The sequence below is a fragment of the Microvirga sp. jy35 genome (assembly GCF_056148915.1).
Window position 1 is genome coordinate 1 of the sequence record NZ_JBWBEW010000077.1, and the last position, 9,721, is coordinate 9,721.

The 9,721-nt window shown below is 59.1% G+C and carries 12 protein-coding genes; 8 read left to right on the top strand and 4 right to left on the bottom strand.

What is annotated here, in order from left to right:
* Nucleotides 1-424: 424 nt before the first annotated feature.
* Nucleotides 425-811 carry a 6-carboxytetrahydropterin synthase gene (locus AC0QTX_RS26570; protein WP_474606797.1) on the top strand — a complete coding sequence of 129 codons (387 nt, stop codon included), beginning with the start codon at nucleotides 425-427 and terminating at the stop codon, nucleotides 809-811.
* A 46-nt stretch (nucleotides 812-857) separates the two neighbouring features.
* On the opposite strand, the gene AC0QTX_RS26575 is transcribed toward AC0QTX_RS26570, so the two are convergent.
* Complete coding sequence (locus AC0QTX_RS26575) at nucleotides 858-1,355, bottom strand: PACE efflux transporter (protein WP_474606798.1); 498 nt, start codon at nucleotides 1,353-1,355, stop codon at nucleotides 858-860.
* A gap of 51 nt (nucleotides 1,356-1,406) precedes the next feature.
* Nucleotides 1,407-2,078: a GTP cyclohydrolase I gene (folE, locus tag AC0QTX_RS26580; RefSeq protein WP_474606799.1), complete on the bottom strand. Its 672-nt coding sequence runs from the start codon at nucleotides 2,076-2,078 to the stop codon at nucleotides 1,407-1,409.
* A 907-nt stretch (nucleotides 2,079-2,985) separates the two neighbouring features.
* On the opposite strand from folE, the gene AC0QTX_RS26585 reads away from it, so the two are divergent.
* On the top strand, nucleotides 2,986-3,375 hold the full coding sequence (locus AC0QTX_RS26585) for a hypothetical protein (RefSeq protein ID WP_474606800.1): 390 nt from the start codon (nucleotides 2,986-2,988) through the stop codon (nucleotides 3,373-3,375).
* A gap of 261 nt (nucleotides 3,376-3,636) precedes the next feature.
* On the opposite strand, the gene AC0QTX_RS26590 is transcribed toward AC0QTX_RS26585, so the two are convergent.
* Together AC0QTX_RS26590 and AC0QTX_RS26595 are read right to left on the bottom strand one after the other, a co-directional pair.
* A complete protein-coding gene (locus AC0QTX_RS26590) occupies nucleotides 3,637-4,227 on the bottom strand; it encodes a sulfocyanin-like copper-binding protein (protein ID WP_474606801.1) in 591 nt (196 codons plus the stop codon).
* Nucleotides 4,228-4,604: 377 nt separating this feature from the next.
* Complete coding sequence (locus tag AC0QTX_RS26595) at nucleotides 4,605-5,462, bottom strand: GntR family transcriptional regulator (RefSeq protein WP_474606802.1); 858 nt, start codon at nucleotides 5,460-5,462, stop codon at nucleotides 4,605-4,607.
* 16 nt (nucleotides 5,463-5,478) lie between these two features.
* On the opposite strand from AC0QTX_RS26595, the gene AC0QTX_RS26600 reads away from it, so the two are divergent.
* From AC0QTX_RS26600 to AC0QTX_RS26625, 6 genes are all read left to right on the top strand, one after another.
* Complete coding sequence (locus AC0QTX_RS26600; protein ID WP_474606803.1) at nucleotides 5,479-6,435, top strand: ribokinase; 957 nt, start codon at nucleotides 5,479-5,481, stop codon at nucleotides 6,433-6,435.
* Nucleotides 6,436-6,747: 312 nt separating this feature from the next.
* Nucleotides 6,748-7,098 carry a hypothetical protein gene (locus AC0QTX_RS26605; protein WP_474606804.1) on the top strand — a complete coding sequence of 117 codons (351 nt, stop codon included), beginning with the start codon at nucleotides 6,748-6,750 and terminating at the stop codon, nucleotides 7,096-7,098.
* 2 nt (nucleotides 7,099-7,100) lie between these two features.
* The gene (locus AC0QTX_RS26610) at nucleotides 7,101-7,538 is read left to right on the top strand and encodes a hypothetical protein (protein ID WP_474606805.1); all 438 of its coding nucleotides are present in this window, start codon (nucleotides 7,101-7,103) and stop codon (nucleotides 7,536-7,538) included.
* 137 nt (nucleotides 7,539-7,675) lie between these two features.
* The gene (locus AC0QTX_RS26615) at nucleotides 7,676-7,975 is read left to right on the top strand and encodes a hypothetical protein (RefSeq protein WP_474606806.1); all 300 of its coding nucleotides are present in this window, start codon (nucleotides 7,676-7,678) and stop codon (nucleotides 7,973-7,975) included.
* A 270-nt stretch (nucleotides 7,976-8,245) separates the two neighbouring features.
* Nucleotides 8,246-8,494, top strand: a complete 249-nt coding sequence (locus AC0QTX_RS26620; RefSeq protein ID WP_474606807.1) for a hypothetical protein — start codon at nucleotides 8,246-8,248, stop codon at nucleotides 8,492-8,494.
* Between the two features lie 575 nt (nucleotides 8,495-9,069).
* Complete coding sequence (locus tag AC0QTX_RS26625) at nucleotides 9,070-9,663, top strand: penicillin acylase family protein (RefSeq protein WP_474606808.1); 594 nt, start codon at nucleotides 9,070-9,072, stop codon at nucleotides 9,661-9,663.
* Nucleotides 9,664-9,721 lie beyond the last annotated feature (58 nt).

The following is a 9,721-nucleotide window of genomic DNA, read 5'->3' on the forward strand; positions in this document are numbered from 1 at the left end:
CTCTCAAGGGCCGTCAGTATGCGCCTCTTTAGACCCGAGGGTTAGCGTTATATGAACACGCGAATTTCGCGTAATTGCCAGAATGGAATGCGCTTGTTGCCACGGATTATTTACCTTGGCTGTTCAAGATGCGTGCACCGGGCGCGTCGTGTATCAGCCCGATCAAGGCGAGGACCTTACCCTCCGCCGACACCTGGGCTGAGATCCACCGACTCCCTCAGCTGGGACTACAGGCGCCCTAACCGGAGGTCGGCATTAACCCTCGGTTAGGGCGCTTTGCTGCGCCCCAGGCGAGTTTCGCGGAAGGCCGTGTATGGAATGCGGCCTTTGCTGGTGAGAGTTGGTCATGATAGGGAAATCTCAACCGGCTGGATGGCAGTGCTTCTAGCCGATGAAAAGAAAACAGGCTCTAGGGGCAAGTTGAATGAAGACCTATTGCGAGTTCACATTCGAAGCCGCTCACTCGGTGGCTCCCTATTCCGGGCTGCACGGGCACACCTTCATCGTCAAGTTCACCTTCGGCGGAGCCGTCGACGACGTCTATGGCTGGCCGGTCAATCTCTACGATGTCGAGAACTACATCAAGGAAATCAAGGGTGAGCATGGGTCCGGCCTGGATCATGGCAACTTGGATCTAAACCCGGACATTGGCGTCGCCTCTCTCGAGAATGTCACCACCTACATTTGGAGACTCGTGAAGGAGCGGTTCCCCAACCTTGAGGAAGTCGAGCTCAAGCGCGGCATGCCCGGTTCGACGGAAGGCTGCATCTATCGCGGCGAGAGCCCGGCGGGCAGCACCCTTGCTGCCTAGCGCGTTGTCGAGGCATGTCAGATGGCGTGACCTCCGTCATACCATCTCAGGCCGGCTTGCCCTTCATCCATCCTGCGATCCAACTTGGCGCATTCCTTGCGGAACTCGGCTTTGATCTCGCCGGCCCCTGCCCCGCAGGGGTCCTGAACACACAATCGTAAGCCCAGTTGAACACGAACGCGTAGAGGACGAAGGCCAAGGCAAACGCGACATCCATGAGGAAGGCATGGAGAAGGCTTATGCCGAGATACCATGCCATGAAAGGCGTCAGCATGGCCAAGAGCCCTGACTCAAACAGAACCGCCTGCAAAACGCGCATGGGGATGCTCTTCCCGGTTCCGCCGGTCAGACGCTGCAGCACGGTGTCAAAAGCTAAATTGTAGACGTACGTCCAAACCGTTGCGATCATGGCACAGGCAATCCGGACCACGGTGATGTCAGCCATCGGCAGGTCAAAGGCCCACGCGCCGAGTGGGGACACAAGAGCAAGGCCGCCGAGCTCAAAGCTGATGGCGTGACGGACGCGATCCCAGGTCGAGCGCATGATCAGAAAGCCTCAAGGGAGAGCGGGGGGCAGTCGGGTGCGGCAGACCTTTTATGACCCTGTCCGATCCAGGGTAGCGCACTCCTGCAGGAACTCGCCCTTCAGCGCGGTATCGCTGGCCATCTCGCCCCAGTAGTAGGTGTTGACCATGCGGCTGCGGTGGCTGGCGCGCACCCCGCGCTGGGTCTTGCACATGTGCACCGCACTGATGCGCACGGCCAGCCCACGGGGGGAGGTCATGTCCATGATGTACTGGCCGATCTGCTTGACCAGCTCCTCCTGGATCTGCAGCCGAGAAGCAAAGTACGCGACGATCCGGTCGTACTTGGACAGGCCGATGATCTTGCCGTCTGCGGAAGGCAGAATGCCGATGTAAGCCGCGCCATAGATCGGCATCATGTGATGCGCGCACATGGAGCGTAGCTCAATGGGACCTGTGACGATAAGCTGATCATAGGCCTGGGCGTTGTCGAACTCGGTGATCTTGGGCGGGGCGGTGTAGCGGCCCTCCAGGATCTCCTCAACATACATCTTGGCCACGCGCTGGGGCGTGTCGCGGGTGTTATGGTCGTTGTGATGGTCGATCCGCAGGATGTCGAACAACTCTTCAACTTTCCGGGCAGCGGCAGCGATCATCGCCTTGCGCTCGGCCTCGGTCATAGGTTGATCAAGCGCCTCATTGCATAGGTGGGCGAGCCTTTGCGGCTGGCTATAGTAATCCATGATAGGCCCCTGCAGAGTTGTTTTGTGATTAGATCGGGTGGTCAAAGAGATGAGTAGCCAGTAGGGCAAGAGACAGCCCGGCCAAAATTACAACCAATAGTAGAATGATCCGAGTTACCTTTTCGTGACGTGCCAGCCGGGCGTCTATAGCTTCCAGGCTTCGTTGCTTAGCCTGATCATGCTTCGCCTTCGCGGTATTGTCGTATGCTTTCATCTGTGCCCCAGGCGATGCTTTTTATATACTGGTGCTCTACCAGCCTCCTGCATACATGGGAAGATCGTCCGCAGAGCGCGCGTCAAATTGCGCGGCTTTACGGGTAGGCGCGACAGGACCCTCATTCAGGAGTAAAAATGAGAGGACTAGCGTTCCCGACGCTCTGATGAGCGCCGCCGGCCCGTCACGAGGGAGAGCGGCCTATGTCTCTCAAGCTTGGCCTCTTGGCGGCCCTGCTCTTCGTCGGCTTTGAGCCGACCACCGAAGCTCACGACATCTACTCGCCTCTGAAGGACAAAGCCGGAAGGGATTGCTGCGATGACGGGGATTGTCGCCCTCCCCCTACCGGGTGAGGCCCACCGGGGTGCAGATGTTCGTCGAGGGACGGTGGATCTGGGTGCCAGATCACACGATCCAGTATCGGGCACTACGGGGTGACACGGGTGAAACAGACGGGGGGCATTGGTGCGGGCGGACCGGGCCTGCCTTCGAGATGGGCTCTGCAACCTTCTGTGCCATCCTTCCGCCGAACCCGACGGCGATTGTTGAACCCGCATTTGCCTTTCGTGAAGGCCGTATCCAGTCTGTTCCCTAGTGACAATTGTGCGAATTACGCGAGCCGTTTTGCTCATGCGCACGACAGGACCCTTAATCAGGAGTAGGATCGAGGTCCGCAACACGCGGGAGGGTTCCATGCGACAGGTTTTACTTGGTTTGCTTGGAGTAATGGCAGCGAGTGCTGCCCATGCTGAAACCTACAGCTTCTCCTCGGTGATAGACGGCTCATGGGCCGAGCAGACGCTCATCAACTGTACGGGGCCAAAGACCAACGGCGTCGAGCGTGTGCCGCAAGGCTGCACGCTGCGCGAACGGGCCATAGCGTACCCGAACCATGAGGGTCGGTACTCCATCGCTATCGCCTGTGCGGCGGGGCATCCGATTGTGTTTCATCCCAATGGCACGCTGGTCGAGTGTATGCTGGATGCCGAGCAGCCGGTTCCGACGAGTTTCATTCGCACGGTTTCGCTAGGGGCTTGTAAGGGGCTTGTGCGCTTCGACAAGGACGGTCGCGCGGATTGTTGAGCGTGCAATTCCTTCAACTCGCGGCCGAATACGGCGAAGGCCTCGGGGGAGTATGCCCGAGGCCTTGCCCGTGGGGAGCGCGGGCAACTTCGGGAGTCCAAGCGCCGTGCTCGACCATCACAGACCTCGATCGTGCGCCTGGTGACGGGCAGCGTCAACGCTGACGACAGAGCCGGTCCTGCCCGCCGGGGCTCTTCTTCGCGTTCCATACTGGGCGTTATCGGAAATTCCGGATACAGTTACGCAAGCGCTATCCACCTCTTATGGACGCCCTGGAGGCTGCTCTGGAGGGAGCTTGTCTTCGTGGACGACCGACGCGGCTTGCCGGAGGTCGTCCCTTACTTCAAAGCCGATCCAATGGCCGTCCATGAGGTGGGTCTGTCTGGCGCAGGCCAGGAAATAGCTCCCGGACTGCTGCGCCACAAAGCTGAGTTGCCGCCTCTCGTTGGTGTAGATCCCCTCTGGGGGATCAGTGTAGGCTCCCCAGATTGCATCCTCCGGCCGCAGCTTCACCGGCATCTCCGCTTGGGTATACACCCTGGTCACCATCAGACTGTGCCGGAACGACTGGGAGCCGTTGATAAACTCGATCTTCACCGACCAGCCGGTCGGCACGATAATCGTGAGATTGCCGCTCCAATAGCCGTTGAAATCGATGATGTCGGTGCGGATGTTGTCCTTGGCGTAGCGGGCGACCTGGTTCCAGTCTGCCACGATCTCCATCGCCGCTGTCTTGGCTGCCGGATCGTTCTTGATCCAGCTTGGGACGAAGGGCTCCCCAGCCCGTGCGACTCCGAGGAATAGGCCCAAGCTGAGGGCAACGAGAGCAATCTGAACAAAGCGCGCCAACATGTGACCCTCCCTTGCAAAGCGGTCTGGCGCTTGGCTGGAGCGCGGGGAACCGCGATGGAGGCCGATGCTGTGTTCAGGCTACGCCTATTCCGCTCCGCTCACAATTTTGACCGCTCCATAAACGGCCTCCCGCGAAATTGATCCGAAATCCCGGAAGGTCGCCTCATGGCACTTCTCGGAAGTAGGCCGAATGTCTGCTGACAAATGGGACAGCAGACATTCCCAGGCGTTCGTAATCTTCTCGGATGACCCGGAGCAGTCATTCCCAAGCTCGCTCGATAATTGGTGTCCGCTGTGGTCCAGACCGCATTCGTTTGTTTATGCGCGGTGTCAAACAAGGGTGTTTAGGACTTCCTTCCGGAGGGGGAGCGCAGCTGTTACGTGCCAAGCCTGAGCCGGTAGCTGTAAGTATCACCTCGGAACAGCCCCTCTACATACTCCATCATGACGTCATCATGTGTGTAGCTGCGACGCTTGATCAGCAGGCACGGGAGCGGTTGAGCAAACCCGAAGATCTCGCGCTCTTCCTCGTTCGGCATTGTGGCCTCGACCGTCTGATCGCAGTAGATGAGTGGGACCCCACAGCGCTCCGCCAGATAGGCGTATACAGATCCCGACATATCCCCGTGCTCCAGATCCGGGGCTGCTGACAGATTGTACCACGCCACCTCGCGCGACAACGGCAAGCCGTCGCCATAGCGCACCCGCACGAGCTTGAGAAAGCGGGCCGGGGAGGGCAGGCCGAAGATCGAAGCAATCGACCTGTCGCTCACCACCTTGCGCTCCAGAATGCGGGACGACGGTACCTTGCCAAGAAGGCGCATTTCCTCCGTGAAGCCTTTGAGTCGGTCCATGCCAGGATGCAGCCGCGGACTAGCGCCGTGGATCAGAAAGCCCAGCCGGCCTTGTGCCACCACCAGTTCGCGTTGCCGAAGAGTGTGGTAGGCGCGCTGGACAGTTGCCCGGCTCAGCCCCAAACTCTCCGCAAGCTGGCGCTCTGCCGGCAGGACGGTGCCGGTGGGTAGGGTTCCGTTCCTGATCAGGCTTTCAAGCTGCTGTTCGAGTTGTTGGTACAGCGGCATTGCCGTGTCGCTCCGCAACTGCACGAGATCGGACAGCAGCGGCCTCTCGGCTGACCTCCCCGTCTGGGGGATCTGGGCTGCAGGTGCGGGCGCGTCTACACTGTGCGGTCCGCCTGTCGCGCGCTGTTTTGGCGGCTGCTTCTGCTTTTTCACAATGGCTTATTCTATCATGGACCAATCTGCTTCACTCTTTGTTCTCGGCAGCTTTGTGGTCGCCTGCAGCGCCAAGGTCCCCCATCTCCCCCGGCCTGGCGAGTCCCTGCGAGCCGAAGCGTTCACGGCCGAGCCTGGAGGCAAGGGGCTCAACCTGGCTCTTGGGGCACACCGTCTAGGAGCGAAAGTCGACGGAATATTTTCTATTGGAACTGACCTGTTCTCGCAACTGGCACTGTCGGCCTTTGCACAAGCTGGGCTCTCAGCCGCAATGTTGCGCCAGGTGGACGCAAAAACGGGGAGTGGCATTGGCTTTACGAACTCGCACGGCGAGAACTGCCTTGCGGTCTGCCCTGGCGCCAACCTGCTCCTGTCAGCACAGGATATCCGCTCAGCGGAACAGGCGGTGCGAGAGGCCAACCTTGTGCTCGCTCAGTTCGAGATCGGGGATGAGCCAATCCTGGAAGCCTTTGCTCTGGCTAAGGATGCTGGTGTTCGGACTTTGCTGAACCCCTCGCCCTTTCGCCGTATCGCCCCCCGCATGCTTGAGCACACGTCAGTTCTCGTCCTCAACCAGGTTGAGGCCGCCCAACTCGCCGAGGCCTTTGGCTTTGGAAGACAAGGATCGCTAAAGACCCTGGATGGCATGGCCGCCACGCTGTTGGAGCGAGGCCCTGAGTTGATCGTAGTGACGTTAGGCAGCGAAGGCGCAATCGCCTACCAGAGGGGAGCCCCGCCGCTCCACCAGCCCTCCTTTCCGGTCAAACCCATCGATACCCTCGGAGCAGGCGATGCTTTCACGGCAGGTCTCGCTGTCGGGCTGCTCCAAGGTCGGCCGTTGCCGGAGTGCCTCCGGCAGGCCGCCGCCTGCGGAGCCATCGTATGCATGGAGATCGGGGTTTTTGATGTTCTGCCGAATGCTGAGCAACTGGATTTGTTCTTAGTCGCTCAAGAAACTAGACAAATACAGTAGCTAGCCGCTTCTGGAGTGTTTTTGGTATTGCCAACTTTAGGCCAAAGAGTAAACTGAGTTCATTGGTTGAGTCGGCGTGGGCGCTGACGGGGATCCCACCTTCAGATCGCCAACTGATTGCTTTTTCCCGAACCTCCTCGTGCCTCTGCGCAGAGCCTGAGGCGCTCGGAGGCGAAGACAGCCTTGCACGTAAAGTCACTCGTAGCGGCTTGATGAAGCCGATCATCCCTGATCAGCAGGCTGGCTTTCGCGCATATGGGCGATCCTGAACGTTGCTGCGTACTTGTGCTGACATCGGAAGGAGCCGAGCAAATGGAACGTGCGCTCATAATTGCTGCTCTTGGTATGACTCTCTCGCTGTCTGGGGTGCAGGCCGCCGAGCCGGCGTTTGATAGCGAAGCGGAATGCAGAACGATCTCCGAGGCTGTCGTGCCCAGCTGCCGGTGCCACGGATTGTACTTCGCAAACAAGTTCGGCTCGGACGAAGGAGCCGCTGCGCTGCATCTCGTTGGCCGCAGCTATGTATCAGAGCCCCAACTCTCCATAGCTAATCTCTACGAGCGCTTCGGGGCCGCCAAACTCGACAAAGTCGCACAGAAGATCCTCGAAACCCGCGGGGAGGTCATCTCGTATTGCCCATTCAGCATCCACCTCGATGATTGATCATGCCGATCACGCCAGCCGATGCCGCTCTGGGCGTGTTCACCTTGTGCAACACGGCTCGGGTATTCGCCTATTTGCCGCAGATCGTTAAGATCGGTCGCGACACGCAAGGCGCGACCGCCATCTCCTACACCACATGGGCGTTGTTCGGTGTGTCCCATCTCTCCACCGTCGTCTATGCGGTTCTTGTGGTGGATGACTGGCGCATGGCGGCGGTCTTCGCCGCTAACACGCTCTGCTGCCTAGTGATCCTAGGCCTCACTGCCTGGAAGCGCGCTGTGTTCAAAGCGGCCCAGACGGTTCTCGAAGCTCCCGTGCCTTCAACAGAGCACGCCGACCTTGCCGCTGCACCGCGAGAGACTGGAGCAACACCGACGAACAGATCCTACTCTCATCCATTCCAGCTGAGAGTCGTGAGCGAGCGGAGCGGACCATCATAGGATGCTCGCTGGTCACGTCGCTCACTCAGAGTGAAGGAATCCAAACAATACAGGGAGCGCCCTGCACACATAGCACCTGAGTCGAAAGCGGGGGCCCGGAAAGGGAACACTTCGCCCAACTGACAAGGACAACTGCCATGATGCTGAGCTGGGTTGACGTTCTTGGCTATGCCGCCTCCGGTCTAACACTTGCGACCTTCGCCCAGCGGTCGATGGTGCCCATGCGCATCCTCGCGCTCGCGGCGAATGTCTGTTTTATCGGGTATGGGGCGATGGGTGTATATCTGCCGGTCCTGATCCTCCATCTGGTGCTACTCCCGATCAATCTCGTTCGTCTTCGCACTCTGGTAGCGGAGCTCAATGCCGGAACGGATAGTGCGCGACAGGAAGCATTCAGAGAGACCACGATACCGGGCGTGTCCAGCGGACTGCTATGAGGAGCCTGTTCTTTGTTGCGCGTGACAGCCGCGGATTATTTACCTAGCTCAACCGGGACCTAATCGCAAAGCCAATTTCCGCAACGCGGCATTACGCGAGCGTAAGAAGATCGTCCGGAATCTCCGATAAGAGATCTATGGACTGTTTATGGACTCGTGTTGGTGGTATGTTCGGCAGAGACCTTCAACAGGCTATCGCCGGCTTGGATGATCAGTCGCCGACGGCTGAGAGTTGAACGTCCTGCCACCTGCAAGGCTTAGGAGCGTCCTATGCCGCATGTTTATGACACCTGCCCAGGATCCATTGAGGGTCTCTATCTTCCTCCCATCGCGTGGGAGGTGCTGCGAAGAGAGAACATCCAGACCGTGGACCAGCTCAGGGCGAAAGCGCACCAGCTTGAGCAGTTCGATGGTATTTCCCCGAGAATGGCGCAGGTGATCCGACTGGCGCTCGCTTATGACATCCCGTTCGAAGAGCAGACATCAAGCACAAAACTGTATGGCGCGTGGAGCGCGTAATAATGATACACGCTGTATGGAACGCGATCTGAAATGTTACTCAGGGACACACCAGACTCGTGCCTGCCCGTTCATAAGCTTCAAACCATTCACCTTGGAGGCTTCAGGATTCGGAATGTTGTAAATCTTGAGCGTCTTCTCTTGGCACGCCCGAGACCTAAGCTTGAGAGCAGCAATCCTCCCCTGACAAGCCCCTCGGGAGGGGCACGGGATCGGCCCTGCCTAGCCAATACGGATGCAGAACTTGCGCCAGCACGGAGCGATGACATCACAGCTGAATGCTGCTAAGGCTCGGAGAAGGTCCAGCCTCCCTCGACCTCGGAAGGACATCCCAACCAAGAATTCGCCTCGATTTTCCTCTTAGCGTTATGTCTCGTCTATTGCAGGAGTGAGCCCATGGGTTTGCTCGAAGCCCTGTGCTGAAACGACCTTGGTCACGCTGGATTATCGCGGCGGTGGGGACGCTCACTGTTGTAATCCTGTCTGTGAGCCCTTGGGCTTACGCGCAGTTGCGCTCCAGCCTTCCGCTCCTGGAAGGCACCGTCACGGCATCCGATCTCTCTGCTCCCGTTGCTGTGACGCGTGATGCCCACGGGGTGCCGACACTCACTCGACGGACGCGTGCGGACCTCGCTTGGATCTTAGGCTACCTCCACGCTCAGGAACGCTTCTTTCAGATGGATGGCCAGCGCCGTCTTGCCGCCGGCGAACTCGCGGAGTTGGCTGGAACCGCTGCTCTGACGCAGGATCGTCAGCATCGCCTGCACCGCTTCCGCAGTCGCGCCAGATCAGTGCTGGCTGCAATGACTGCGGAAGAGCGCTTAGTCCTGGACGCCTACGCCAGTGGGGTCAACCGGGGTTTGAGTGACTTGGAGACGCCTCCTTTCGAATACATATTCCTGCGCTCAACACCTGCTCCTTGGGCACCAGAGGACACCGTGCTGACCGTCTACACGATGTACCTCGATCTGCAGGAGGACGAAGGACTGACAGAGCGCCGGCGCGTTCAGGCGGAGGAAGCCCTGGGATCGCCATTGGCTACCTTTCTCTTTCCCGAGGGAACATCGTGGGACGCCCCATTAAATGGCTTGAACCTGCCGGCGCCGGCTATGCCGGATGGCCATGTCACCAAGAGAGCACATAGCCCGGCACTAGTGGATCGAATCTAACGCTTGGTGCCCACGCCTGACGGCGGCGATGATTTCATCCGGATCAGCCGTCCAGGTG

Coding starts and splice junctions, on each gene's coding strand:
- AC0QTX_RS26570 (WP_474606797.1), top strand. CDS start 425: ATGAAGACCTATTGCGAGTTCACATTCGAAGCCGCTCACTCGGTGGCT.
- AC0QTX_RS26575 (WP_474606798.1), bottom strand. CDS start 1,355: ATGCGCTCGACCTGGGATCGCGTCCGTCACGCCATCAGCTTTGAGCTC.
- folE (WP_474606799.1), bottom strand. CDS start 2,078: ATGGATTACTATAGCCAGCCGCAAAGGCTCGCCCACCTATGCAATGAG.
- AC0QTX_RS26585 (WP_474606800.1), top strand. CDS start 2,986: ATGCGACAGGTTTTACTTGGTTTGCTTGGAGTAATGGCAGCGAGTGCT.
- AC0QTX_RS26590 (WP_474606801.1), bottom strand. CDS start 4,227: ATGTTGGCGCGCTTTGTTCAGATTGCTCTCGTTGCCCTCAGCTTGGGC.
- AC0QTX_RS26600 (WP_474606803.1), top strand. CDS start 5,479: ATGGACCAATCTGCTTCACTCTTTGTTCTCGGCAGCTTTGTGGTCGCC.
- AC0QTX_RS26605 (WP_474606804.1), top strand. CDS start 6,748: ATGGAACGTGCGCTCATAATTGCTGCTCTTGGTATGACTCTCTCGCTG.
- AC0QTX_RS26610 (WP_474606805.1), top strand. CDS start 7,101: ATGCCGATCACGCCAGCCGATGCCGCTCTGGGCGTGTTCACCTTGTGC.
- AC0QTX_RS26615 (WP_474606806.1), top strand. CDS start 7,676: ATGATGCTGAGCTGGGTTGACGTTCTTGGCTATGCCGCCTCCGGTCTA.
- AC0QTX_RS26620 (WP_474606807.1), top strand. CDS start 8,246: ATGCCGCATGTTTATGACACCTGCCCAGGATCCATTGAGGGTCTCTAT.